The 24393-nt window shown below is 69.7% G+C and carries 21 protein-coding genes; 15 read left to right on the plus strand and 6 right to left on the minus strand.

Annotation, left to right across the window (positions count from 1 at the left end):
* Window positions 1-19 precede the first annotated feature (19 nt).
* From FKO37_RS26010 to FKO37_RS26055, 10 genes are all read left to right on the plus strand, one after another.
* Complete coding sequence (locus tag FKO37_RS26010) at window positions 20-2095, plus strand: hydantoinase/oxoprolinase family protein (protein WP_238606099.1); 2076 nt, start codon at window positions 20-22, stop codon at window positions 2093-2095.
* The gene (locus FKO37_RS26015) at window positions 2095-4077 is read left to right on the plus strand and encodes a hydantoinase B/oxoprolinase family protein (protein ID WP_238606100.1); all 1983 of its coding nucleotides are present in this window, start codon (window positions 2095-2097) and stop codon (window positions 4075-4077) included. The genes FKO37_RS26010 and FKO37_RS26015 overlap by 1 nt, the downstream gene beginning before the upstream one ends.
* The gene (locus tag FKO37_RS26020; protein WP_238606101.1) at window positions 4074-4337 is read left to right on the plus strand and encodes a hypothetical protein; all 264 of its coding nucleotides are present in this window, start codon (window positions 4074-4076) and stop codon (window positions 4335-4337) included. The genes FKO37_RS26015 and FKO37_RS26020 overlap by 4 nt, the downstream gene beginning before the upstream one ends.
* A 14-nt stretch (window positions 4338-4351) precedes the next feature.
* Window positions 4352-5476, plus strand: a complete 1125-nt coding sequence (locus FKO37_RS26025; protein WP_238606102.1) for an NDMA-dependent alcohol dehydrogenase — start codon at window positions 4352-4354, stop codon at window positions 5474-5476.
* Window positions 5477-5509: 33 nt separating this feature from the next.
* Window positions 5510-6961: an aldehyde dehydrogenase family protein gene (locus tag FKO37_RS26030; RefSeq protein WP_238606103.1), complete on the plus strand. Its 1452-nt coding sequence runs from the start codon at window positions 5510-5512 to the stop codon at window positions 6959-6961.
* A gap of 88 nt (window positions 6962-7049) precedes the next feature.
* Window positions 7050-7808: an SDR family NAD(P)-dependent oxidoreductase gene (locus FKO37_RS26035; protein ID WP_238606104.1), complete on the plus strand. Its 759-nt coding sequence runs from the start codon at window positions 7050-7052 to the stop codon at window positions 7806-7808.
* Between the two features lie 72 nt (window positions 7809-7880).
* Window positions 7881-8246, plus strand: a complete 366-nt coding sequence (locus tag FKO37_RS26040) for an ester cyclase (RefSeq protein WP_238608335.1) — start codon at window positions 7881-7883, stop codon at window positions 8244-8246.
* 7 nt (window positions 8247-8253) lie between these two features.
* Window positions 8254-9726 carry a helix-turn-helix domain-containing protein gene (locus tag FKO37_RS47605; RefSeq protein WP_238606105.1) on the plus strand — a complete coding sequence of 491 codons (1473 nt, stop codon included), beginning with the start codon at window positions 8254-8256 and terminating at the stop codon, window positions 9724-9726.
* 83 nt (window positions 9727-9809) lie between these two features.
* Window positions 9810-11027 (plus strand): beta-propeller fold lactonase family protein, encoded by a 1218-nt coding sequence (locus tag FKO37_RS26050; protein WP_238606106.1) that lies wholly within the window; start codon window positions 9810-9812, stop codon window positions 11025-11027.
* A 45-nt stretch (window positions 11028-11072) separates the two neighbouring features.
* Window positions 11073-11915 (plus strand): alpha/beta fold hydrolase, encoded by an 843-nt coding sequence (locus FKO37_RS26055; RefSeq protein ID WP_238606107.1) that lies wholly within the window; start codon window positions 11073-11075, stop codon window positions 11913-11915.
* Here FKO37_RS26055 and FKO37_RS26060 read toward each other — a convergent pair.
* Together FKO37_RS26060 and FKO37_RS26065 are read right to left on the minus strand one after the other, a co-directional pair.
* Complete coding sequence (locus tag FKO37_RS26060; protein ID WP_238606108.1) at window positions 11893-13383, minus strand: aldehyde dehydrogenase; 1491 nt, start codon at window positions 13381-13383, stop codon at window positions 11893-11895. The genes FKO37_RS26055 and FKO37_RS26060 overlap by 23 nt on opposite strands.
* Window positions 13384-13506: 123 nt before the next feature.
* A complete protein-coding gene (locus FKO37_RS26065) occupies window positions 13507-14406 on the minus strand; it encodes an alpha/beta hydrolase (protein WP_238606109.1) in 900 nt (299 codons plus the stop codon).
* A 161-nt stretch (window positions 14407-14567) separates the two neighbouring features.
* On the opposite strand from FKO37_RS26065, the gene FKO37_RS26070 reads away from it, so the two are divergent.
* Window positions 14568-15434 (plus strand): helix-turn-helix transcriptional regulator, encoded by an 867-nt coding sequence (locus FKO37_RS26070; protein WP_238606110.1) that lies wholly within the window; start codon window positions 14568-14570, stop codon window positions 15432-15434.
* Between the two features lie 34 nt (window positions 15435-15468).
* Here the strand turns inward: FKO37_RS26070 and FKO37_RS26075 are convergent, their stop codons facing one another.
* The 4 genes from FKO37_RS26075 to FKO37_RS26090 are packed head-to-tail and all read right to left on the minus strand — an operon-like array spanning window position 15469 to window position 18967.
* Window positions 15469-16236: a FadR/GntR family transcriptional regulator gene (locus FKO37_RS26075; protein WP_238606111.1), complete on the minus strand. Its 768-nt coding sequence runs from the start codon at window positions 16234-16236 to the stop codon at window positions 15469-15471.
* A 37-nt stretch (window positions 16237-16273) separates the two neighbouring features.
* The gene (locus FKO37_RS26080; protein ID WP_238606112.1) at window positions 16274-17398 is read right to left on the minus strand and encodes a nuclear transport factor 2 family protein; all 1125 of its coding nucleotides are present in this window, start codon (window positions 17396-17398) and stop codon (window positions 16274-16276) included.
* 20 nt (window positions 17399-17418) lie between these two features.
* Entirely contained in the window at window positions 17419-18171 is a 753-nt protein-coding gene (locus FKO37_RS26085) for an SDR family NAD(P)-dependent oxidoreductase (protein WP_238606113.1), read from the minus strand.
* Window positions 18172-18187: 16 nt separating this feature from the next.
* Window positions 18188-18967 (minus strand): SDR family NAD(P)-dependent oxidoreductase, encoded by a 780-nt coding sequence (locus FKO37_RS26090; RefSeq protein ID WP_238606114.1) that lies wholly within the window; start codon window positions 18965-18967, stop codon window positions 18188-18190.
* A gap of 177 nt (window positions 18968-19144) precedes the next feature.
* On the opposite strand from FKO37_RS26090, the gene FKO37_RS26095 reads away from it, so the two are divergent.
* The 4 genes from FKO37_RS26095 to FKO37_RS26110 are packed head-to-tail and all read left to right on the plus strand — an operon-like array spanning window position 19145 to window position 24374.
* Complete coding sequence (locus FKO37_RS26095) at window positions 19145-19885, plus strand: SDR family NAD(P)-dependent oxidoreductase (protein WP_238606115.1); 741 nt, start codon at window positions 19145-19147, stop codon at window positions 19883-19885.
* A gap of 32 nt (window positions 19886-19917) precedes the next feature.
* A complete protein-coding gene (locus FKO37_RS26100; RefSeq protein ID WP_238606116.1) occupies window positions 19918-21525 on the plus strand; it encodes a class I adenylate-forming enzyme family protein in 1608 nt (535 codons plus the stop codon).
* Window positions 21522-22412: an alpha/beta hydrolase gene (locus tag FKO37_RS26105; protein ID WP_238606117.1), complete on the plus strand. Its 891-nt coding sequence runs from the start codon at window positions 21522-21524 to the stop codon at window positions 22410-22412. The genes FKO37_RS26100 and FKO37_RS26105 overlap by 4 nt, the downstream gene beginning before the upstream one ends.
* Window positions 22413-22430: 18 nt before the next feature.
* Window positions 22431-24374, plus strand: a complete 1944-nt coding sequence (locus FKO37_RS26110) for an NAD(P)/FAD-dependent oxidoreductase (RefSeq protein ID WP_238606118.1) — start codon at window positions 22431-22433, stop codon at window positions 24372-24374.
* Window positions 24375-24393 lie beyond the last annotated feature (19 nt).

Here is a 24393-nt window from a genome sequence, read left to right on the forward strand (position 1 = left end):
GAAGACACAAGGGAGTGCGATGGCTGCCGACGAACGCTGGTGGCTGGGCGTCGACGTGGGCGGGACCTTCACCGACCTGGTCGCGGTCAACCGGGAGACCGGCGAGATCCGCGACCTGAAGGTCCTCACGACGCGACCCCGCCAGGAAGAAGGGGTGCTGGCCGCGGTGCGCGGCAGCGGCATCCCGGTCGGGGCGATCGAGGAGATCGTCCACGGGCACACCACCGGGATCAACGCGGTGCTGAGCAGGCAGGGCGCGCGGACCGCGCTGCTGGCCACGGCCGGGCACCGCGACCTGCTCGACCTCGGCAGGATGGACCGCGAGTTCGGCCCGCGGCTTTACGACCCGACCTGGCTGCGGCCGCACCAGGAGCATCCGGTCGTGCGCCGCCGCGACCGGTACGGCGTGCGGCAGCGGATCGACAGCGACGGCGCGGAACTCGTGCCGCTGGACGAGGACCAGGTCCGGGAGATCGGCCGCGAACTGCGCGAGCGCGGCGTCGAATCGGCCGCGGTGTGCTTCATGAACTCCTACCTCAACACGTCCCACGAACTGCGGACCGCCGAACTGCTGCGCGAGGAGCATCCGGACCTCTACGTCCAGACGTCGGCGCTGTACCCGGTCACCAAGGAGCACGAGCGCACCACCACGGTGGCGCTGGACGCTTACGTCGGCCCGACCGTGACCGGATACCTGCACCGGCTGGAAGCGGAACTGTCCGCGATCGGGTTCGGCGGCTCGCTGTGGATCATGACCATGAACGGCGGGGTCGGCTCGGTGGCCGAGACGTCGAAGGCCCCGGTGTTCCAGCTGGTGTCCGGTCCGGTCGGCGGCGTCGCCGGCGCGGTCCAGCTGGCGCGCACCCGCGAGGACGGCGGCGGGAACTACCTGACGATGGACGTGGGCGGCACCAGCACCGACGTGGCCGCGGTCCGGGCGGGAACAACGCCGCTGACTGACCTGTGGACGGTCGAGCACGGCCTGGTGATGACCATGCCCGCGGTGGACGTGCAGAGCGTCGGCTCCGGCGCGGGCAGCATCGTCCACCTCGATTCGCTCGGCACGCTGCGCGTCGGCCCGGAATCGGCGGGTTCGCAGCCGGGCCCGGCCTGCTACGGCCGCGGCGGCCTGCGGCCGACCGTCACCGACGCCTGTTTGCACCTGGGCATCCTGCAGCCCGATCTGTTCGCGGGCGGCGCGATCCGGCTCGACCCGGCACTGGCCGAGACCGCGCTCAAGACAGTCGCCGACCAGCTCGGCATGACCGCGACAGAACTCGCCGACGGCGCGTACCGGCTCGCTTGTTCGGACATGGCGGGCGCGCTGCGGTCCATCTCCACCTACCGCGGCTTGGATCTGCGCGAGTTCTCGCTTCTCGCGACCGGCGCGGCCGGGCCGATGATGGCGGTGCAGGTCGCTCGGGAACTGGGCTTGCGCTCGGTGGTCGTGCCCGCGCACCCGGGCGAATTCTCCGCGTACGGCTTGGTTTCCAGCGATCTTCGGGTCACGAAGGTGCAGTCACCGCTCGCCCCGCTGACGGCGATCGGCGCGGACAAGCTGGAGGCGTCCTTCCGCGAGCTGGAGGAAGCCGCGAAGGCGGACCTGGTGCGGCAGGGAGTCGCCGAGGACAGCATTTCGGTGCAGCGCGAGATTTTCGCCATGTACGCCGGGCAGACCTGGGACAACCGGATTCCCCTCGCGCCGGGCGCGATCGACGACGCCCGGCTGGGGGAGATCGCCGGCCAGGTGCACGAGTTCTACCTGAGCCGCTACGGGTTCACCGCGGACGAACTGCCGATCATGCTCACCACCATCGAGGTGACTGCGTCCGCCGCGCGCCCCGCGCCGCCGGTGCGCCGTCCGGCGGCGGGCTCCGGCGACAGCCTGCTGCGCCGGTCCCCGCTGCGCCTGGCCGGCCGCGACTACGGCGAAGTGCCGGTGCACGACCGCGACCGGCTCGGTGCGGACGACGTCGTGGAAGGACCCGCGGTGATCGTCGAACGCTATGCGACCACGGCGATCGACGCTGGTTCGTCGGCCCGGATCGACTCGACCGGAAACCTCGCCGTCACCCTGTCCGAGGAAGGTGCCTGATGACCACGACCGAACGGACCAGGTCGGCGGCCGCCGCGCTGGAGCGCTACGGCTTCGACGTCGTGGACCTCGAAACGCTGCGCTACGGCCTGATCGAGGTCGCCAGGGACATGCACGAAACGCTGATGCGGGGCGGATTCTCACCGATCGTGCGGGATGTACGCGACTGCACCGCCGCGATCCACATGCGCACCGGCGACGGCTGGGAGATGGTCGCGTCCTGGGAAGGATGCGTGCAGCACGCGTTCACCTCCCAGCACATCGCGAACTTCACCATGGCCGATTGGGACGAAGCCGCTCTCCGCGACGGCGACGTGATCATGGTCAACGACCCGTGGCGCGGTTCGGTGCACTGCTCGGACATCAACGTGTTCCGCCCGGTCATCGTCGACGGCCGCGTGGAGTTCCTGCTGCACACCACTTCCCACGTCGCCGACCTCGGCGGCCCGATCCCCGGCGGCTTCGCGAACGGCACCCGCACGAGCTTCGAAGAACAGCTGAAGTTCCCGCCGACGCTGCTGTACGCCGAAGGCGTCCCGGTGCGCCCGGCGTTCAACTACCTGCTGGAGAACAACCGCGTGCCGCACTTGGTGCTCGGGGACGTCCGGGCGCTGTCCGGCAGCCTTCAGGTCGGTGCCCGGCGGCTGCGGGCCGTCGTGGACCGGTACGGGCTGGCCCGGGTCAAAGCGGGCGGGCACTACGGCATGGACATGACCGAGGCGGCGATGCGGGCGGGCATCGCCCGGGTGCCCGACGGCGACTACCCGGTCAGCGATTTCCTGGACGACGACTCGATCTCGGCCGCACCGGTCGAATTGGCGATGACGGTGAAGGTCCGCGGCGACTCGATGGAGATCGACTACTCGGGCACCTCGCGGCAGCCCGAGGGCAACGTCGGCACCGCGTGGATCGAGTCGACCCGGGCGATCATCGGCGCGAAGTTCATCCTGGACCCGGCTTCCCCGGTGAACAGCGGGACGCTGCGGCCGGTCGAGGCGATCCTGCCGCCGGGCAGCGCGGTGTGCGTGCTGCCTCCGTCGAGCTGCTCCAACCACGTCGACACCGGGTCCCGCGTGGTGAACCTGATGACGCAGGCGATGGCGTCGGCGATGAGCGAGCAGGCGATCGCGTGTGATTCCGGCACCGCGGCAATGATCAACGTCGGCGGGGTCGACACCCGGCCGGGCCGCGAGGGAACGCCGTGGGCGACGTTCTCGCTGCCCGGCGGCGGCTGGGGCGGCACGTGGAAGAGCGACGGGCTGAGCCTGTGCCTGATCCCGATCGGCAACTGCCGGTCGTCGGTCCAGGAGCACGTCGAGCGCGAGAACCCGGTGATCGTATGGGAACACGAGCTGATGCCGGATTCCGCGGGCGCCGGGGAGAACCGGGGCGGCGCGGGCGGCGTCTACACCGTGGGCGCGTTGTCGCCGACCGTCATCACGATCACCGGCGACCGGGTGCGCGGCGGCGGTCCGGGCGTGCGGGGCGGCGGCGCGGGAATGCCGTTCTACGCCTGGCTTTTGCACGAGGTCGATCCTGCCGCGGGCTTGGACCCGCTCGACCAGACTAACGCCGAACCGCTGTTCGGCATGTTCGATGCCGCCGGGCGGCCCGACCCCGACCGCGGCGAGTTCGGCCAGGGGACGAGCTACCAGACCGCGAAGATCGCGCAGATCGTCCTGCAACCGGGGCAGGGGCTCCGGCTGGTGATCGGCGGCGGTGGCGGATGGGGCGACCCGCTCGTCCGCGACACCGCGAAGGTGCTCGCCGACGTCGAGGACGGGGTCTACAGCACCGAATTCGCCGAATCCGCGTACGGCGTCGTACTTCGCGACGGCTCGGTCGACGAGAAGGCGACTGCCGCGGTCCGCGCCGATCTCGCCGCGCAGCGGGACGCGGGGACCTGGACCGTACCGACCGCCTGCCCGCCGCGATGGCGCGGCCGGGTGTGGACCGCACCGACCCTGGAGGTGACCGAATGAGCGGCGTCGACCGGCTGCTGTTTCCCCCGCCCGCCGAGGAAAAAATCTACGTCGAGCGCAAGCCGGCCGGGCAGAAGTGTCCGGAATGCGATTCCGAGGACGTCCGGCGGTATCCGGTGGCCAACTTCATCGGCCCGCGGATGGTGACCAAATGCCAGGACTGCTTCCACCACCTCGCCACCGACGTTCCGGCCGAGGACGACCACTGGCCGCCGTGGCGTTCGGCGACCCTCGACTGGGCCGCGTCCCGCGCGGGCTGACGAACGGAGACGCGATGAAAACGAAAGCAGCGATCCTCTGGGACGGACCGGGACGGTGGGACGTTCGCGAGGTCGATCTCGACCCGCCCGGCGAGGGCGAGGTCCTGGTCCGGGTGATGGCGTCCGGCCTGTGCCACTCCGACGACCATTTCGCCAAGGGGGACATGGTCTTCCACAGCTATCCTGCCTGCGGCGGGCACGAGGGCGCGGGCGTGGTCGAAGCGGTCGGGCCGGGCGTCACGCGCGTGAAGCCCGGCGACCACATCGTGACCTCTTTCGTCGCCGCGTGCGGGCATTGCCGGATGTGCGTGACCGGGCGGCAGAATCTGTGCGACAACGGGGCGCTGATCACCGTCGGCACCCGGCCGGACGGGTCGTACCGGATGCACGCCGACGGCGCCGGGGTGGCCCAGAACGCCTGTCTGGCCACGTTTTCCGAGTACACGGTGATTCCTCAGGAATGCGCCGTCCGGGTACCCTCGGACATCCCGTTCGAGGTCGCCGCGATCGTCGGCTGCGCGGTCCCGACCGGCTGGGGATCGGCGACCCGGGCCGCGTCGATCGACGCGGGCGACGTCGTGATCGTGATGGGCGTCGGCGGCATCGGCATGAATGCGGTGCAAGGGGCGCGGTACGTCGGTGCGGGCCGGGTGATCGCGGTCGACCCGGTCGAGATGAAGCGCGACGTCGCGCTGAAGGTCGGCGCGACGGACGCGGTAGCGACCGTCGAGGAAGCCGGGGAACTCGCCCGCAGCCTGACGAACGGGCAGGGCGCGGACTCCGCGGTGGTCTGCGTGGGCGTCGTGACCGGCGAGCACCTCGGCCAGGCGTACCGGACGATCCGCAAGGGCGGCACCCTCGTGGTGACGAGCGCGGCACCGCACCAGCTCGCGGAAATCCCCGTGTCGGTGCTGGATCTGGCGATGCACGAAAAGCGGATCCAGGGCGCGCTGTACGGCATGGGCGGCCCGGCCCGCGAGATCCCGCTGCTGCTGGAGCTGTACCGGCGCGGCGATCTGAAGCTGGACGAGCTGGTGACGACCAGATACGAGCTGGAGCAGGTGAACGAGGCGTACGAGGACATGCACGCCGGGAAGAACATCCGCGGCGTCATCAGCTTCGCGGGCCGGCACGGCTGACCGGGTTTTCGTTATGCGGACAGGAGAATCGCGATGATCGACACGGCTTGCTTCATCGACGGGAGATGGGTGGCGGGCAGCGGCCCGGAAATGTCGACGACGAATCCGTCGACCGAGGAGGTGCTCGGCACCGCGGCGTCGGCGGACGCCGGGCAGGTGTCCGGCGCGATCCGGGCGGCCGCGGAGGCATTTCACGGCGGGGAGTGGAGCCGGGTCGACGCGAAGGAACGGTCGGTCCTGCTGCATCGGCTGGCGGAACTGATCGAACGGGACGCCGAGAAGCTGCAAGAGCTGGTCGCCCGCGAGGTCGGCACCGCGGTGAGCACCGCGCAGCAACAGGTGTTCGGCCCGGCGGGGTTCCTGCACTGGTTCGCCGACGCGGCTGTGCGCGGGCCCGCCGACGGTCTCGAACAGCATCTGCCGCTGCACTACGAACCTGTGACGACGAGCAGCATGCTGCTGCGCGAACCGGCCGGTGTGGTGGCCGCGATCACCGCCTACAACTACCCGCTGATGTTGTGCGCGTGGAAGCTCGGCCCGGCGCTCGCGGCCGGATGCTCGACGGTGCTGGTGCCTTCGCCGAAGGCTCTGCTGTGCACGATCGCGTTTGTCGAGCTGGTGGAGGAGGCCGGGTTCCCGCGCGGCGCGGTGAACCTGGTCTTCGGCGGCCCGGCTGTCACCGAGCAGGTGGTCCGCGCGCCGGAGGTCGATCTGGTGTCCTTCACCGGCTCGCCCGCGGTCGGCACCAAGATTCTCGAGTTCGCCGCGCCGACGCTCACGAAGGTGGTACTCGAACTCGGCGGCAAGTCGCCGAACATCGTCCTGACCGGCGCCGACCTCGACGCCACCATCGCCGGGTCCGCGCTGCGATTCTGCCTGAACGCCGGGCAGGCCTGCGGGGCGACGACGCGGTCTCTCGTTCCGCGGGCACAGTTCGACGAGTTCGTCGAGAAGTCCGCGAAGTACATGGCCGGGCTGACGGTCGGCGATGCGCTCGATCCGGCTTCGGTGGTGGGACCGCTGATCAGCGCCGAACACCGGCAGAACGTTGAGGGGTTCTTGTCCCGCGCGGTGGACGACGGCGCCGCGGTCGCCACCGGGGGAGGCCGTCCGGCCGGGCTGGACCGCGGGTTCTTCCTCGAGCCGACGCTCGTCACCGGGCTGGCGAACTCCGCGGAGCTGGCCCAGGAGGAGCTGTTCGCGCCGGTGGGCGTCGTGGTGCCCTACGACGACGTCGAGGAGGCGATCCGGATCGCCAACGAATCCCGGTTCGCGCTGAACGCGAACGTGTGGGGCCCGACGCCCGACGCGATCGCGGCGGCCCGCCGGATCCGGTCCGGCACCGTCACGGTCAACGGCGGCGGCGGGCGGCGGCTGGACGCCCCGTGGGGCGGCCCCGGCCACTCGGGCATCGGCCGGGAGTGCGGCGAGGAGGGGTATCGCGAGTTCTTCGAGGTCAAGCACGTCCAGTGGCCGCTGCGGTAGCGCGGGAGTGTCCAAAATCCTGGACAGATCCACTGCCCGGCCCGGCTTACCGTGCAGGCGGTTACCACGTCAAAGGAGACGGAACAGCATGGGAAGACTGAGCGGCAAGGTCGCGATCATCACCGGCGCGGCCAGCGGCATGGGCGCGGCGGACGCGCGCCTGTTCGCCGAGGAGGGCGCGAGCGTCGTCGTCACGGACATCCGCGACGACGTGGCCGGAACCATCGCCGCCGAACTCTCGGACAAGGGGCACGAAGCGATCTCGGCCCGGCTCGACGTCACCGACGCCGAGCAGTGGCGGTTGGCGGTGGAGCTGACCGTCGCGACGTACGGCAACGTCGACATCCTGGTGAACAACGCCGGGCTCCCCGGTGCGGAAACCCCTTGGGGCGAAGCGACTCTCGAGTCCTTCACGCAGATCATGACGCTGAACGTGAACAGCCAGTTCCTCGGCATCTCGACGGTGCTGCCGCACATGGAGCGCCAGGGCGGCGGCTCGATCGTCAACATGTCCTCGATCGCGGCCATGATCGCGTGGCCCGGGCTGCACCCGGCGTACTCGCCGTCCAAGGGCGCGACCCGGCTGATGACGAAATCGGCCGCGGTGGAGCTGGCCGGGCGCAACATCCGGGTCAACTCGGTGCATCCGGGGATCATCGAGACCGCCCAGACCGAGTACATCGTGTCGAACGCCGAGGTGCTGCCGCAGGTGCTGAAGGCGGTGCCGATGGGCCGGGTGGGCCGTCCGGAGGAGGTGGCGAATCTGGTGCTGTTCCTGGCCAGCGACGAATCCTCCTACATCACCGGGGCCGAGTTCGTCGTGGACGGCGGGTACACCTGTGTCTGAACCGGAGACCGTGCCGACCCCGCACGAACTGCTGGACGCGCACTACCGGGGCCTGGAGTCCGGGGACTCGACCTGGCGGCGAGCCCGTTCGCCGATGACGTCGCCGCCGTCGTCCCGACCGGCCCGGTCGACGGAGCGGCCGGGATGCGCGGCGTGATCGAAGCCTTCGTGACCGCGTTCCCGGACATGACCGTCGACCGCCGGAACATCTGGGTGGACGGGGACGCCGTGATCGCCGAACTCGGCTTTTCGGCGACCCACACCGGCCCGTTGACGACGGCGGCCGGGGAAGTGCCCGCGTCGGGCAACCGGGTCGAGTTCCCGCTCGTCGACGTCTTCGTAGTCCGCGACGGAAAGGTCCGCGAGCACCGGGTCTACTGGGACAATGCGGCTTTTCTCGCCCAGTTGGGGGTGAGCCCCGATCCGGCCGAGGGCTGAGGGGCCGGTGCCGGGCACTGGTCCAGGAGGGCTTCTGGCACGGGCCGCCGCGCCGGTGCTGGCGCGCGCGACCGGGGAACTCGACGGGCTCCGGGTCGGCCTCGTGCTGGCCGACCGCGACGCGCTCGTCGTCGACGTCCCGTTCGCCGCGCCGGCGATCCGCCGTTCCTTCGAGGACTTCGGGCTGGTGCGCGGACTGTGCCTGGCCGAGGACCTGCTGGGTCCGAACGCGGTCGGCACGCCGCTGGTGACCCGAACCGGGCAGTTGGTGCGCGGGACCGAGCACTTCGCGCCGGTCTTCCACGCGTTCGCCTGCTACGGCGAGCCGATCGTGCACCCGCTGACCCGGCGGCTGGAGGGCGTCCTGACCATCACCGGCCTGCTCGCCGAGGACGACCGGCTGATGATCCCGTTCGCCCGGCGGATCGCGGGCGAGATCGAGGCGCGGCTGCAGACCATGTCCACCAACCCGCAGCACCTGCTGCTGGAGGCGTTCCAGGCGGCCGGCCGCGCCAGGAAGCGCCCGGTGCTCGCCGTGGGACCGGGCCTGGCGCTGGCCACGCCCGCGGCGCTCGACCTGCTCGGCCCGGCCGACCACGCCGTCGTGCGGGCAGCGGCCGAGCAGGGCGTCGCGACACAGGACGTGCGGCTCGTTTCCGGCCGCAGGGTCCGGTTGAGCTGCACTCCGGTCGACGGCGCGGACGGTGTCCTCGTGGAGATCCTGCCGCTCGAACGCGTCCGGTCCGCCCGGGACGAGGTCTCGGCGTGGCCGCTGCTCGTCGTCGGCGAGACCGGCACCGGCCGGACGACTCGCGCCGCCGAGGCGGCCGGACCCGGCGCGGTCACGATCGACGCGGTCGAGGTCGTGGCGCAAGGGGAGCAGCGGTGGGCGGAGCGCGCGGGCCGCTTGCTGGCCGGGGACGGCGCGCCGGCGATCCTCGAGAACATCCAGCTCGTGTCGGAACCGGTGACCGCGCTGCTGGCCGCGGCGCTGGACCGGTCGGACCGCCGCGTCGTGCTCACCACGACGCCCGGCGCGCATCTCTCCGGCCCGCACGCGCCGCTGGCCGCCCGATGCCGCGCTCGCCGCGAACTGGTGCCGCTCCGGCTCCGGCAGCACGACATTCCGCGGCTGGCCGAAGGGATGCTCGCCGGACTGGGCGAACCCGGCCAGCGCCGGCTGACCGGCGAAGCGCTGCGGGTGCTGGCGGCACAGCCGTGGCCGGGAAATCTCGTCGAGCTGCGCAGCGTGGTCGAGGCCGTGGCCGCGGCGTGCTCGGCCGGGGACGTCGTCGTCGGCGATCTGCCCGAGACCCATCGCGGCACCGGCGCCCCGGCTTCCCCGCTGCGGCAGGCAGAACGCGAGATGATCACGGCCGCGATCGACGCGGCGGGTGGCAACAAGCTGCGCGCCGCCCGGTCGCTCGGCATGAGCCGCTCGACTCTCTACAACCGGATGCGGGCGCTGAGCATCCACTGACCGGTGTCCAAAGATCTGAACACCGCGCGCGGCCGTTCACCGGTTTCCTTTTCTCGAGAACTCCTCACGACGAAAGGAAAACCATGTCAGGAAGCGGTCGTTCGTTTCGGAGAGGAACCCGCATCACGCTGATCGCGTGCCTCGCGACGCTGGGCATCCCGGCCCCGGCGCTCGCCGACGAGAGCAGTGCGCAGCCGGCCGACCGGGCGTACGTGGTGGCGCAGTCCGGCGGTGTCGCGACCATCGATCTCTTCTCCGACGGCTCCGTGCAGCGGAACGCTCCGCTGTTCCCGACCGGCAGCGGAACCTTCGGGATCACCGCCTCGCCGGACCGGCGGCATCTTTACGTCGCACCGGGAACAGGGCTGGGGACGGCGTCGGATCCGACCCAGAAACCTCAGCTGGTGACCATTCGCGTCGGGAGTGCCGGCCAGCTCCAGCCCGTCGGGCAGCCGCTCGATCTCGCCGCGGGCCTGACCCCGGTCAGCGCCGCGTTCTCGCACGACGGCCGCGACCTGTATCTCGGCGTCGGCAACATCGTCGCCGGATTCGTCAACGGCGCGGTGCTGCACTTCCGGATCGGCGACGACGGCACGCCGGTCCAGCAAGGCGGCCCGGTCGCATTGGGCCTGCCGCTGGACGGCGCCGCCGAACCGATCGTTTCCCCGGACGGCAAATCCCTTTACGTGGCGAGCTATCTCGCCTCGTCGATCGTCCGCTTCGCGATCCAGCCGGACGGCAGTCTGTCGGGGAAACCGGTCGACCGCGTCACCGGCGTGTCGACCCCGATCACCCCGGCCGTTTCCCCGGACGGCCGCTTCCTGTACATCGCCGACGAGCAAAGCCAATCCATCACCGCGTTCCGGATCCGGCCGGACGACTCGCTGGAACCGGTGCCGGGTTCGCCGTTCCCGACCGGAGCCATTCCGCACAACTTCGTCTTCAGTTCGGACGGAAAGCACCTTTACAGCGCGAACACCGCGGGCGCGAGCCCGGCTGGCCTGCTGACCGGAGACGGTTCAGTGAGCGCATTCGACGTGCGGGACGACGGTTCCCTCGCCCCGTTGCCGGGCTCGCCGTACCGGACGCTCGCCGGCCCGATCATGGTCAACCGGTCGACCGACGGCCGCTGGCTGTACGTGACTTCGTCCCGGCAGCTGGTGGGGGACAAGAAGGTGATGTTCTCCTCCTACCCGATCCGTCCGGACGGCACTGTGGACACTTCGGCCGCGCACTCGGTGGAGACCGGACAGCAGACCGCGGACGGACCGGAAGCGGTGGTGCTGCCCGCCACGAGCTGAACACGGGGTTGACTCCGCCTTCCTAAACATTAAATATAGTGCTTCTTGACAGGGAAGGCGGTCGTCATGCACTACGAGGTGTCCGGCTCCGGCCAGCCGATCGTGTTCGTGCACGGCGGCTTCTGCAGCCTCAGCGACTGGCGCTTCCAATCGGCGTCGCTGTCGGACGCGTGGCAGGTATTCGCCGTCGATCTGCCCGGGCACGGCCGGACGCCCATCGACGACGTCGAAGCTATTTCTCCCGAGCACTGCGCCGCGGCGGTGAACGAATTCGTCGCGGCGCAGGCGGGCGGGAAGTGCGTGCTGGCCGGGCACAGCTTCGGCACCCGGGTCGTCCTCGAAGCCGCGCGGCAACGGCCGGACCAGGTCGCCGGGATCGTGCTGGTCGACACCAGCCGGGTGAGCGCGGCGGGTTCCGAAGCGGACGCCGGTGCGATCTCCGCCGGGTTGAACCGTCTAGGTGCCGCCCGCTTCATCGAGGAGTACTTCGAAGCGATGATGGTCGGCGAGAAATCGCCGGAGATCAAGGCGGACCTGATCGCCGCCCGCCTCGGCACCGTCGACGAGCGGATGATCCGCGCGATCATGCTGTCGACGGTGCGCTGGGACAGCGAGCGGATGGACGAGGCGCTCGACGCGGTCGCGGAGATCGACGTGCTGGCGATTCAGAGCACCACCAATCACCTCGGAGCCCCGCGGCAACCGGTGCACGAGGCGGCCGAGGTCCCGTGGCTCGACCTCCTCAGCCGCCGGTTGCCGCGGCTGCGGACGGCGATCGTGCCCAACGCCGGGCATTTCTGCATGCTGGAGAAGCCAGACCTCGTGTCCGACGCGATCGACCGCTTCGCGCGGACGGTGTACCAGGTCATCGGTCCAGGATCGAGATGACCGACTTGGTCTCCAGGTACTCGTCGAGGCCTTCCGGCCCATTCTCGTGGCCCCAGCCGGACTGCTTGTACCCGCCGACCGGCATCTGCACTCCGCCCGCCCGGTGCACGTTGATGCCGACCCGGCCCGCCTTGATCTCGCGGGCGATGCGGTGCGCGCGAGAGGCGTCGCGCGACCAGACGCTCGCCGCGAGGCCGAACGAGGTGCCGTTCGCGACCGCGATCGCCTCGTCGACGTCCTCGAAGGACATCGCACCGATCACCGGGCCGAAGATTTCCTCGCGGATCATCCGCATGTCCGGCCGAGCGTCGGCGACGACGGTGGGTTCGTAGAAATAGCCCCGGTCGCCGACCTGCCGTCCGCCGCTCACCACGGTGGCGCCTTCCTCGACACCGCTGTGCACGTAGCCCGAGACACGTTCCAAGTGCTGCTGCGAAATAAGCGGGCCGAGATCGGCGTCCGGATCGGTGCCGTAACCGAGCCGCAGTGCCCGCCCCGCGTCGGCGACTCCCTGGACGACCTCGTCGTAGACGTCCCGGTGGACCAGCAGTCGCGTGCCGGAGGTGCAGATCTGGCCGGAATTCCAGAAGACGCCCTTCGCGACGCCGTCGAAAACCCCGGCGAGGTCCGCGTCCGGGAGCACGAGCACCGGCGATTTCCCGCCCAGTTCGAGGGTGACCTTCTTCAGGTTCCCCTCCGCCGCGCGCAGGATCTTCCGGCCGACCTCGACCGAACCGGTGAAGCTGATCTTGTCGACATCCTCGTGCCCGGCCAGCGCCGCTCCGGCCGGGGCGAACCCCGTCACGATGTTGACCACTCCGTCCGGCAAACCCGCTTCCCGCAGCAGCCGCCCCAGCGCCAGCGAAGTGAGCGGGGCTTGCTCGGACGGTTTGAGGACACAAGCGCATCCCGCAGCCAGTGCGGCGGGCAGTTTCATGCCGATGTTCACCATCGGCGCGTTCCAGGCCACGATCAGCCCGGCCACGCCGACCGGCTCCTTGAGCGTGTAACCCTGGAACCGTTGGGCGGCCGAGCCGATCTCCACGCTCCGGCCGTCGATCTTGTCCGCCCAGCCCGCGTAGTAGCGGAAGGCGTTGGCGGCTTCGCCCATCATGAGCCGGGCCTGGGAGACCGGAATGCCGACGTCCAGGCTTTCCAGGCGAGCGAACTCTTCGAGGTGCTGCGTGATCAGTTCGGAGACCCGCCACAGCACGACGCCGCGCTGGGCGCCGGACAAGCTGCGCCACCGTTTTTCCTCGAATGCCCGGCGCGCCGCCGCCACCGCAGCGTCAACGTCGGCCTCCGCCGCGTGCGCGACCTGAGCCACGACTTCGCCGGTGCCGGGATCGCGGACCTCGAAGGTCTCGCCGGACGCGGCGGCGGTCCATGCGCCGTCGATCAGCAACCGTCCCGGGCCGTCGGCCGCGCCGAGGGCGAACGCGGTGGATTCGGCTGCTGTCACGGTCATCGCGCCTCCTGAATAGTATTGCGCACATTATATATTGAGTCAGGATCCGGGAGAAGCGTCGCAGACCTCGAATGGCTCGGCCGCGCACCCGACCGGTGGGCCGGGTGCGCGGCCGGGACCGGCTCACGCCTTCAGGTGTTGCCCGAAGAACGCTTTCAGTTCGTCGATGGCCTGGGCGACGTACGGGTCGCGGTCGTAGAGATCGACGTGCGTAGCGCCTTCGATCAGCACGAGCTTGCCGGAATCGCCCACGTCCGCGATGGCCTTCTCGCTGAAGCCGCGGGTGATCGCTTCGGTGCCCGCGATCATCAGCAGCGGGCGCGGGGCGATCTTGGCGACGTCGGCGAACGCATCGAACTGGTCGAGCAGGTCAGCGCTGCGCAAGACGTACTGGCCGATCGAGTTCGGGTGCTGGGCGCGCGGGGTCTTGTAGTACTCGAAGAACTCCGCGATCGCCGCGGGCGTCGACTCGTCCACCGCGTCCGGCAGCACTGGGACCATCCGGGCCGGCTTGCCCTCGGCCTCCTCGGTGCGGGCGGCACCGGATGCGGCGACCTGGGCCTTCCACGCTTCGGGGTCGCCGTCGCGGAAGAAGCTCGTCACGTCCGTGCCGCTGACCCCTGCGACCGCCTTGACACGGTGGTCGGTCTGGGCGGCGTAGGGCGCGTACGCGCCGGAACCGCAGATGCCCATGATGCCGATCCGTTCGGGGTCGACGTCCGGGCGGGTGGCCAGAGAGGACACTGCGTTGCGGAAGTCGTCAGCGCGCTGCACCGGGTCTTCCAGGCCGCGGGGGAGTCCTTCGCTTTCGCCCTGGTAGGCCGCGTCGAAGGTGAGAACGATATAGCCGTCCTCGGCGAGCCGCGGCGCGTAGTTGGCGGGCGCTTGCTCCTTGACGCCGGTGGTCGGGTGTCCGACGACGATCGCGGCCAGCTTGCCGGATGCGTTATCCGGAGCGTAGACGAGGCCGGCGAGTTCCTTGCCGTCGCTGGGGAACCGGACTTCCGTCTTGGTGACCGTCATGGGTGTCAGCTCCTTCGCCGGGACCTCGGCGGGCCCTTCCCGTCCTGCCCGGCTTCTGCTTCCACTTTCTCCTCAGTCGCGTGCGCCCAGGAAGAGAGAGACTTATCCTGGGAAGGATCCTTCCCAGGAACGAGAGCAGCATTCGCCGTAAGCTGGAACGCATGGCCGACATTCCGACAGAGCTGCGCGAGCTGGGACAGTTCTTCCAGCATCGCCGCGCTGAGCTGCAGCCGCGGGAGGTCGGCCTCGACGTCCCGGCGGGGGAGCGCCGCCGCGTGCCAGGACTGCGCCGCGAAGAAGTGGCGCAGCTAGTCTCGATCAGCACGGACTATTACACCCGGATCGAGCAGGGTCGCCTCGCCCCGTCCGAGCCGGTACAGGCCGCGCTGGAACGGGCCCTGCGGCTGGACGACGAGCAACGCGACTACGTCCGCACCCTGCTCACCCGGTCCGGCCCGGCCCCCGCGCCGCGCGAACCGGCCCGACGCAAGCGCGCGGTCCGTCCGCAGCTTGAGCGGTTGCTGGGGCAACTGGACCGGGTGCCCGCTCTCGTGTTCAGCCGGTACCTAGACATCCTGGCGTGGAACGATCTCGCCGCCGCGCTGCTGCTCGATTTCGCCGAGATTCCGGAGCGGGACCGCAACTACATCCGGCTGGTCTTCACGAATCCGCAGATGCGGGCGCTGTATCCGGAGTGGGAGCAGGTCGCGCGCACGTGTGTCGCGGTGCTGCGGATGAACGCGGCGGACAACCCGACCGACCCGGCGCTGTCGCGGCTGGTCGGGGATCTGTCGCTGACGAGTCCGGATTTCCGCCGCTGGTGGGCTGAGCGCCGGGTGGCGCACCAGAATTTCGGCACGAAGACCGTCGCGCATCCCAGGGTGGGGGAGATGTCGCTGGACTGGGACAGCTTCCAGCAAGCTGGGAACGCCGAGCAGCAGCTGGTGATCTGGTCGGCCGAGCCCGGTTCGGAGTCGGCGGTGCGCTTGGCCCGGCTGCGGGATTCGGTCGCGGCACAGCCCGGTTGACCGGCACGGAGTCGCGCTCCGGCCGAGCCTCGGGTCAGCCGCGATCCCCGGAGAGGACCTCGTCGACGTCGGGCCAGAGGATCCGGCTTTCCAGCTTGCCGGGCTGGCTGGAGTCGATGCTGTCCATCAGCCAGGTGATCATGTCCCGGGTGGCTTCGCTGGCCGCCGTGCTCTTCCCGGCGCGGACAGCGTCGACGATGGTGTGGACCCGGCTGGTCAGTTCGGGTCGGCTGCCCTGCGGATAGCGCCACGGGACAGTGGTGGTCATCGCCGCCAGTGCGGGCACGATGGTGGCGAGCACCGGATTGTGCGACGCCTGCGCGACCCGGAGCGTGTAGTCGACGGCATGGGCCGCGTAGTCCGGGCCGCGGCGGCGCTGGGTTGTTTCGAGTCCGGCGAACGAGTCGTCGATCAGCGCGAGGTCGGCGTCCGTGCGGTTGCCGGCGGCGAGGCCGGCGACCGCGGGCTCGACGGCGACCCGGGCCTCGAACACCGTCCGCAGGGTGGCTCCGTCGAACTGGACGACCATGCCGAGCGCGCTGCCCACGGTCGCCGGACCGGGTTTGGCGAGCCGGGGGCCGCCGAGCCGTCCGGATTGGACGGTCACCGCGCCGAGGAAGGTCAGCAGGCGCAACGCTTCCCGCAGGGTCCCGCGGGCCACGCCGTATTCCGCGAGCAGCGTGCTCTCGTCCGCGAGCGCGTCGCCGGGACGTAGCCCGCGGGCGACGAAATCGCGGAGGATCCGCCGGGCGGTGCGGGTGGGCAGGGCACCGCGAGGGACGGCCGGTTCTGGCCCCGCCATGCATGTCCTCCTTCGTCGTGCCTGCTGCGGGCCGATGCTACCGTTCGGCCGCGGATGCCCAGGTAGAGGGCGCGAACAGCAAATCTTGGCGGTCCATCCGGCCCTCGGGATAGCCGCGGACCGAGGGCGAGACTCCCGCTTCGATCCGGTCGGACAAGGTCCAGTCCTTCACCGCTGTGCGCCGCGCGATGAGCCAGGGACCGTCGCCGCGCCGTTCGAACCGATCGAGGAACCGGCCGCCGATCTGACCCGCGATCGCCGGGTCGGAGCGAAGGCGGAAACCGACGGTGAAGTACGACTCGCACCGGGCAGTGTCGCCGTCGAACTCGATGAACACGTTCCCGACGAAGTGGTGTGCGCCGAGCCATTCCGAGGGAAGGTTTCCCGCCAATTCGGCAGCGAAGCCGGGTCCGGTTCTGGCGAAGTCTCCGATGGCGACAGCGGCGTCCGGGTGAAAGACCGACCGGATGATCGGTTCGTCGCCGCGGTCGACGCCCCGGCAGAAGCGGTAGACCGCGTCGGTGATCTCCGCACGGGCGAGGGCCGTACGGAGTGCGGTGAGTTCCGTGTCGTCGAATTCGCCGGTGCGAGCGGGCATGGCGGGTCCGTCCTTCCGCGACGGTGAGATCCAGGTTTCGGCGGAGCAGAGCGGATCGGTGCGGCCGAAGCTGCCTTGCGGGAAGCCCGTCCACGAGACGGCCCGGTCCGGGGCCAGGCGGTCGCTGATCGCCCAGTCCTTGGTGACTGTCCGGTGCCCGATGCGCCATCCGGTGTCCCGCCGCTCGAAACGGTCGAGATAGCGCCCGGCCATGAGGGTGAGGACACCGGGTTCGCTCCGCAGCCGCGAGGTGGAGATGTAGTAGGACTCGACGCGGGCGACCTCGGCGTTTTCCCCGTCGAATTCGATCAGAGCGTTGCCGGTGATGTGCTGGAGCCCCAGTCGTTGCCGGGGGATCTCCGCGACGCACCAGTGGGCGAATTCGTGCGCGTTGCCGTGGAACGGGCCGTGCGCGTCGATCGCGTCCGGGTGGTACGCCGAGGCGAGCACGGTCTCGTCGGCCCGGTCCACGCCGCGGCAGTAGCGGAGGAGAGCGGCTCGGATGGCTGCTCGGTCGAGTTCCTCGCGGAGCCGGTGCCGTTCGGCCTCGGTCAGGTTGCCCATGGGAGTCTCTTTCCTCGCGGTCAGAAGTCTTTGCCCGCGGTCCAGCCGCCGTCGACCGGCAAGGTCGCCCCGTTGATGTAGTCCGAGCCGCTGCCCGCGAGGAAGGCGACTGGTTCCGCGATCTCCGGCGGCTGTCCCCACCGCTGCATCGGCGCGCACGCTTTGATGGAGTCCAGCATCCGCGGCGTCTGGAAGTACGAGGCGGTCATCGGCGTTTCGACGAATCCCGGTGCGATCGCGTTGCACCAGATTCCCCGCCCGCCGAATTCCATCGCGATCGCCCGGGTCAGCATGACCAGACCGGCTTTGGCGGAGCAGTAGGCGGAGCGGTTGGTGAACCCGGTGAGCCCGGCGATCGAAGCGATGTTGACGATCTTGCCGCGGCCCTGTTCGAGCATGTATGGAATCGCCGACCGGCAGATCAGGAACGGCGCGGTGAGATTGACGCCGAGTGTGCTGTGCCATTGCTCGGGCGACGTTTCGAGCAGCGAGGTGATCGGCCGGGCTCCGGCGTTGTTCACCACGATGTCGATGCTGCCCAGCCGTTCGTGGACTCGCGCGGGCAAATCGCTGGAACGGTCGTCGTCGGTGAGGTCGACGGCGAAGGTTTCGGCGCTGCCGAGTCTTTGCGCGGCCGAGGCCAGGCCGTCGGCGTCCAGATCGGCGAGCGCGAGGCGGGCGCCTGCGTCTCGCAGCGCGGCGGCGATCGCGCGGCCGAGGCCGCCGGCGGCCCCGGTGACGAGAGCGACCTTGTTTTCGAGAGAGGCTGTCATCTTCGTTCCTCGGTGGTCAGCGGGTGATCGGGGAAGCGGGGAGCACGCCCGCCGCGGTGAACCCGCCGTCGACGGCGAGCACTTGGCCGGTCAGATAGCCGGAGCGGGTGTCGTCGAGCAGGAATAGGGCGGCTTGCGCGATATCGTCCGGTGCGCCGTAATGCCCTTGCGGGGTAAGGGAATTCCATGCGGCACGTTGTTCGCCGGTGTGGTGTTCGCGGACCAGCGGGGTTTCGATCGCCCCGGGCGCGATCGCGTTGACCCGCACCCCGAGCGCGCCGAACTCGACGGCCATGACCTGCGTCATCGTCGTCACCGCGCCCTTGGAAGCCCCGTACGCGACGCGTCCGGCGTTTCCGCGCAGCCCGGATACCGAACCGATGTTCACGATCGAACCTGTCCGGCGCCGACACATGTGCTTGGCGGCTTCGCGAGAAACGGTGAACATGCCGAGCACGTTCACCTCGAGGACTTGCCGGAACAGGTCAAGGTTCGTGTCGAGGGCAGGCACCACCGCGCCGATCGCGGCTGAGTTCACGACACCCGCGAGGGGACCGGCGCGGCCGACGCACTCGATCACCTTCGCCTCGTCCGTCACGTCGAGGTGTTCGAGGGTGACCTTGCCGCCCGCTCGGGCCCAGTCCGTTCCCAGCCGGGCGAGCGCGGCTTCGTCGCGGTCGAGGGCTACCGCGTGCCATCCGGCACCGAGCACGGCGTCGACGACTGCGCGCCCGATCCCGGATGCGCCACCGGTGACCAAGACCGTGGGCTCGCCCCTCGCATCGGCTGCGTGCACTGCTGGACCATCCTTCGTCGGCAACTCTGTAACTGGTATCACTTGTTGGCTAAGTCTGGCAAGTAGTATCAGGTTTACCGTCGAGTAACGCCAGTTCAACGCGTTGCAGGTGTGGATAAAGTCTGATACTAATTTATGAGTTAAGGCGAAACGGACTTCGGTCAGGGAAGGAAGTCGATGTCAGGAGAACGCGGCAGGATCGCCGTCGTCACCGGTGCGGCCCGGGGGATCGGGCGCGCGATCGCGGACCGGCTCGCCAGTGCGGGCGCGACGGTCGTGGTGGCGGATCTCGACGTCGCGTCCGCGGAGGAAGCGGCGAAGCAGCTGGGCGGCGGCGCGATCGGCGTGGGCGTCGACGTGGCCGATCTCGAGTCGGTCCAGGCGACGGTGTCGCGGGTCTGCGGGGAGTTCGGCCGGATCGACGTGCTGGTGAACAACGCGGGCTGGGACAAGGCGGAGCGGTTCGTCGAGTCCGACCCGGCCGACTGGGAACGGATCGTGCGGATCAACCTGTTCGGCGTGCTGAACACGTGCAAGACGGTGTTGCCGGTCATGATCGAACAGGGCGGCGGTGCGGTCGTCAACATCGCGTCCGACGCCGGCCGGGTGGGCTCCTCGGGCGAGGCCGTCTACTCCGCGGCCAAGGGCGGCATCATCGCGTTCACCAAAACGATCGCGCGCGAAACCGCGCGTCATCAGGTGACCGCGAACGCGGTGTGCCCAGGCCCGACCGATACCGCGCTGTTCGCCTCGATCGGCGGCCCCGGCTTGCGCGAGTCACTGGCCAAGGCGATCCCACTGCGGCGGATCGGCACGCCCGAGGACGTCGCCGGAGCCGTCGCGTTCCTGACCTCCGGCGAAGCTGGGTACATCACGGGGCAGACGCTCAGTGTCAGCGGCGGATTGACGATGTCCTGACCGAGCAACTGCCCGACACAAGGAGGTGTCCGATGGCTGTCGAGCCGGACAACGGAGTCCGCGGGCAAAGCGCCGTCACCGCGACGTTGACGAGTGCGTTCGCCGAGACTTACCGCCGCTTCGCCGACCGCCCCGCGATTCTGGGCGACGGCGGCACGGTGTGCACATACGCGGAACTCGGCGCGCAGGCACGGCGCGCGGCGGGAGGGCTGGCAGGGCGGGGCGCGCAGCCGGGCGACCGCGTGCTCGTCTTGATGCAGAACCGGCCGGAGAGCCTGATCGTCGACCACGCGCTCGCCGCGGGCGGGCTCGTGCGTGTGGCGCTCAGCTACCGGCTGCATGCCAGGGAGGTCGCCGGGGTTGCGGCGGACTGCGCGCCGGTGGCAGTCGTGGTGGACGCCGAGCGGGAAGGCGACGTCCGGACCGCGCTGACCGCGCTGAACCTGGACCCGGTCGTGATCTCGGTGGACGAGCCGCGGATCGCCGGGACCGAGCGGTTCTCCGACCTGCTCGGCCACGCCGAACTCGAGTCGCCGGACGTACGGCCCGAGCAGATCGCGTGGCTGCCCTACACCTCCGGGACCACCGGCGAGCCCAAGGGCGTGATGCTCAGCCACCGCAGCGTGCTGGCGTGCGCGCGGAACCTGATGGTGGAGCTGGACAGCATCGAGTCCGACGACGTGGTGCTCCACGTCGCGCCGTTGACGCACTTGTCCGGTTACGTGTCGATTCCCTTCACCCTGCGCGGCGCGGCGCACGTGTGCGCGGAGAAGTTCGACCCGGTCGAGACGTTGGAAGCGATCGGGGAGTACGGCGTCACCGTGCTGCCGATGGTGCCCACGATGCTGAAGATGATGCTGCCCGAACTGGAAGAGGGCCGCTGGCAGACCGACACGCTGCACACTGTGCTGTACGGCGGCTCGCCGATCGCCCCAGCCGCGCTGCGCCGCCTGATCGCGTGTCTCGGCGAAGTGTTCATCCAGGGCTACGGGCTCACCGAGGTGCCGTTCCCGCTCGCTTCGCTGTCCAAACACGACCATCGGTTCGATCCAGGCGAAGAGGCTCCGGCGCGGCTAGCCTCGGCCGGCCGGGTCAATCCGTTCGTGGAGGTGCGGTTGCGCGCCGCGGACGGAACGCTGGCCGCCGAAGGCCAAACCGGCGAGATCGAAGCCCGCGGGGACACGACGATGCTGGGCTACTGGAACCGCCCGGAAGCCACGGCCGCGGTCTTGTCGTCGGACGGATGGGCGGCTACTGGCGATGTCGGCCGCCTGCAGGACGGCTACTTGTCCATTGTGGACCGCAAGAAGGACATGATCGTGTCCGGCGGGTTCAACGTGTTCCCGGCGGAGATCGAGAGCGCGATCACCGAACTCGTCGGGGTCGCTGAGGTCGCGGTGATCGGCGTGCCGGACCTGCGCTGGGGCGAGACGGTGAAAGCACTGATCGTCGTCCGCGAGGGCCATCGGGTGTCTGAGGACGACGTCGACCGGGTGTGCCGCGAGCGGATCGCGAGCTACAAGCGGCCGCGGATCGTGGAGTTCGTCGCCGATCTGCCCAAGACGGGAAGCGGCAAGCTTCAGCGCCACGTGCTGCGCGAGCGGCACTGGGCCGGGCAGGAAGGGCGGGTGGGCGGATGAGCGGAACGACTGACGCCGTGCCGCCGGAGCTGCTGGGTTTCCTGGAGACGCTCAAGGCCCGCGAGGGCACCGCATTGGATCTGCTCGCGTCGTTCGACGGCTACACCAACCAATCCGGGCCCGAAGGCGCCGAAGTGCATCACGGGGTGCTTGTCCGCGGAGTCGCCGGATGGCGGGTGACGGCGGACATCTACCGCCCCCTCGGCGAGCCGCCGTTCCCGACGGTGCTGTGGCTGCACGGCGGCGCGTGGGTCCTCGGTGCACCAGCGAGCCACCGCAGGCTGGCGGCGGACCTGGCGGATCTTGGCTTGTTGACAGTCATGCTGGACTACCGGCGCGCGCCGAAGCACCGCTTCCCGGCCGCTGTCGAAGACACTGTCGACGCGCTGTCCTGGGTGCGGGAGCACGCGGCGGAATTCGGCGGCGACCCCGGACGGCTGTTCGTAGGCGGCGATTCTGCAGGTGGCAACCTCGCAGCGGCCGCGCTTGCCGGAGGAGCGGTGCCGCCCGTGGCGGGAGCATTGCTGTGCTACGGAATCTACGACGTCCACCGGGCACTGCCGGTGCTGACCGACCTCGTCGGCGGGCCTGATCCGGACAGCCAGCTTTACCTGGAACCCGCCGACGCCCGCGCGCTGAAAGACGATCCGCGCCTGCACCCCGAGCGGTACTGCACCGGGTTCCCGCCGACGCTCGTGCTCGCCGGTGACCGCGATCCGCTGTATGGCGAATCGGTTTCGCTGGCCGAGCGGCTGGCCGCGGCCGGTGTACCGCATCGGTTCGCGACGGTGCCCAACGCGCCGCACGGGCTGTTGCAACTGCCCGGCCACCCCGCGAACGAGCGGGGGCTGAGGGAGATCCGTGAATTCGTACAGAGACTGCGCTGAGCTGAGAGGACGCCTTCGATGGCGGTGAAGATGACGCTGACCGACGACGAGCTGCGTGCCGCGCTGGAATCGGCGAACCTGCCGACCCTGCAAGTGGTGCTGGCCCGGCTGACCGGTGACAGCGGGTGGCTGAGCGGGCCGTACCAGCCGGCGCGGACCAAAGCGCTCGACGACAACGACGATGCCGGCCTCCCGTCGGAACGGCAAGCCGAGGTCCGTGCTGCGGCGTGTGACGTACTGAGCCGGTGGCGCGACGGACTCGTCCCCGAACCGCCGCTGCCCGGCGAAACCGAGATCGTCGAACTGCTCACCGCCTGCATGGGCGAACCGGTTCCGGCCGAGTACGGAGCGGTGATGGCCGAAGAGGCAGGGTTCCGCCCGCGCGACGCGAAATGGACCGGTGCTCCGCCGGAGCGCGCGAAGGACTTCAGCGTCCTGGTGATCGGTGCCGGGATCTCGGGGATCTGCGCCTCGATCAAGCTCAGCGCGCTCGGCATTCCGCACATCGTGGTCGAGAAGAACGACCGGGTCGGCGGGACCTGGCTGGAGAACGACTATCCGGGCGCCGGCGTCGACACGCCCAGCCATCTGTACTCGTTCTCATTCGACTCGAACCCGTCCTGGTCTCGCTACTACGCGAAGCAGCCCGAGATCCTCGAGTACCTCACCGGCGTCGCGAAGCGGCACGGCGTCACCGAGCGCACCCTGTTCGGCACTGAAGTGGTCTCAGCGGTCTTCCACGAGCGCACCGGACGCTGGGAAGTCACGACCTGCGACCGCGACGGTGCCGAGGAAACCCGCTGGGCGAACGCCGTGCTCAGCTCGGTCGGGCAGCTCAACCGCCCGCAGATGCCGTCGATCCCCGGGCAGGACACATTCCCCGGGGCGAGCTTCCATTCCGCGCGCTGGAACCACGACGTCAGCCTGACCGGCAAGCGCGTCGGAGTGCTCGGCGTGGGAGCGAGCGCGATGCAGATCGTGCCGTCGATCGCCGGTACGCCGGAGGAACTCGTCGTCTACCAGCGTTCGCCGCAATGGGTCGCGCCCAACGCGAACTACCTGCGACCGGTGCCCGAGGGCGCGCGGCTGCTGATGGAACAGGTGCCCGCGTACGCCGCGTGGTACCGGCTCCGTCTGTTGTGGATGTTCAACGACAAGCTGCACGCCTCGCTGCGCAAAGATCCAGACTGGCCGCACCCCGAGCGGTCGGTCAACGCGGCCAACGACAAGCACCGCGAGTTCTTCACGCGGTACCTGCGGGAGCAACTGTCCGGGCGGGACGACCTTGTCGATCAGACGCTTCCGAACTACCCGCCGTACGGCAAGCGGATCCTCATGGACAACGGCTGGTTCTCCGCCCTGAAACGCGACGACGTGCGGCTGGTGACCTCAGCCGTCGACCGGATCGAGGGCAGCGACGTCGTCACCGCCGACGGAGAACACCATCCGCTCGACGTGCTGGTGTACGCGACCGGGTTCCAGAGCAAGCGGATGCTGTATCCGATGGACATTCGCGGCAGGGGCGGGCAGTCCCTGCGGGAGCTGTGGGGCGACGACGACGCGCACGCCTATCTCGGCATGACCGTTCCGGGCTTCCCCAACTTCTTCGTCCTCTACGGACCGAACACCAACCTCGGACATGGCGGCAGCGTCATGTTCCACACCGAATGCCAGGTGAACTACGTGACCCGATTGCTGGTCGAGATGATCGAGCGGGACATCGACACGGTCGAATGCCGCGCCGACGTGCATGACGACTACAACTCCCGCGTCGACACGGCACACGAGGCCATGATCTGGACGCACCGCGGGATGAACACCTGGTACCGCAACAAACGAGGCCGGGTCGTCACCAATACGCCGTGGCGGCTGCGGGACTACTGGGCGATGACTCACGATCCCGACCTGGCCGACTTCGCGTCGAGCGCGTCCGAACCCGGACTGGAGGAAAAAGCCTCGTGAACGACGGAAAATACGCACA

The organism is Amycolatopsis sp. Poz14, from assembly GCF_006704225.1.
GTDB lineage: Bacteria > Actinomycetota > Actinomycetes > Mycobacteriales > Pseudonocardiaceae > Amycolatopsis > Amycolatopsis nivea.

Coding starts and splice junctions, on each gene's coding strand:
- FKO37_RS26010 (WP_238606099.1), top strand. CDS start 20: ATGGCTGCCGACGAACGCTGGTGGCTGGGCGTCGACGTGGGCGGGACC.
- FKO37_RS26015 (WP_238606100.1), top strand. CDS start 2,095: ATGACCACGACCGAACGGACCAGGTCGGCGGCCGCCGCGCTGGAGCGC.
- FKO37_RS26020 (WP_238606101.1), top strand. CDS start 4,074: ATGAGCGGCGTCGACCGGCTGCTGTTTCCCCCGCCCGCCGAGGAAAAA.
- FKO37_RS26025 (WP_238606102.1), top strand. CDS start 4,352: ATGAAAACGAAAGCAGCGATCCTCTGGGACGGACCGGGACGGTGGGAC.
- FKO37_RS26030 (WP_238606103.1), top strand. CDS start 5,510: ATGATCGACACGGCTTGCTTCATCGACGGGAGATGGGTGGCGGGCAGC.
- FKO37_RS26035 (WP_238606104.1), top strand. CDS start 7,050: ATGGGAAGACTGAGCGGCAAGGTCGCGATCATCACCGGCGCGGCCAGC.
- FKO37_RS26050 (WP_238606106.1), top strand. CDS start 9,810: ATGTCAGGAAGCGGTCGTTCGTTTCGGAGAGGAACCCGCATCACGCTG.
- FKO37_RS26060 (WP_238606108.1), bottom strand. CDS start 13,383: ATGACCGTGACAGCAGCCGAATCCACCGCGTTCGCCCTCGGCGCGGCC.
- FKO37_RS26065 (WP_238606109.1), bottom strand. CDS start 14,406: ATGACGGTCACCAAGACGGAAGTCCGGTTCCCCAGCGACGGCAAGGAA.
- FKO37_RS26070 (WP_238606110.1), top strand. CDS start 14,568: ATGGCCGACATTCCGACAGAGCTGCGCGAGCTGGGACAGTTCTTCCAG.
- FKO37_RS26075 (WP_238606111.1), bottom strand. CDS start 16,236: ATGGCGGGGCCAGAACCGGCCGTCCCTCGCGGTGCCCTGCCCACCCGC.
- FKO37_RS26080 (WP_238606112.1), bottom strand. CDS start 17,398: ATGGGCAACCTGACCGAGGCCGAACGGCACCGGCTCCGCGAGGAACTC.
- FKO37_RS26085 (WP_238606113.1), bottom strand. CDS start 18,171: ATGACAGCCTCTCTCGAAAACAAGGTCGCTCTCGTCACCGGGGCCGCC.
- FKO37_RS26095 (WP_238606115.1), top strand. CDS start 19,145: ATGTCAGGAGAACGCGGCAGGATCGCCGTCGTCACCGGTGCGGCCCGG.
- FKO37_RS26100 (WP_238606116.1), top strand. CDS start 19,918: ATGGCTGTCGAGCCGGACAACGGAGTCCGCGGGCAAAGCGCCGTCACC.
- FKO37_RS26105 (WP_238606117.1), top strand. CDS start 21,522: ATGAGCGGAACGACTGACGCCGTGCCGCCGGAGCTGCTGGGTTTCCTG.
- FKO37_RS26110 (WP_238606118.1), top strand. CDS start 22,431: ATGGCGGTGAAGATGACGCTGACCGACGACGAGCTGCGTGCCGCGCTG.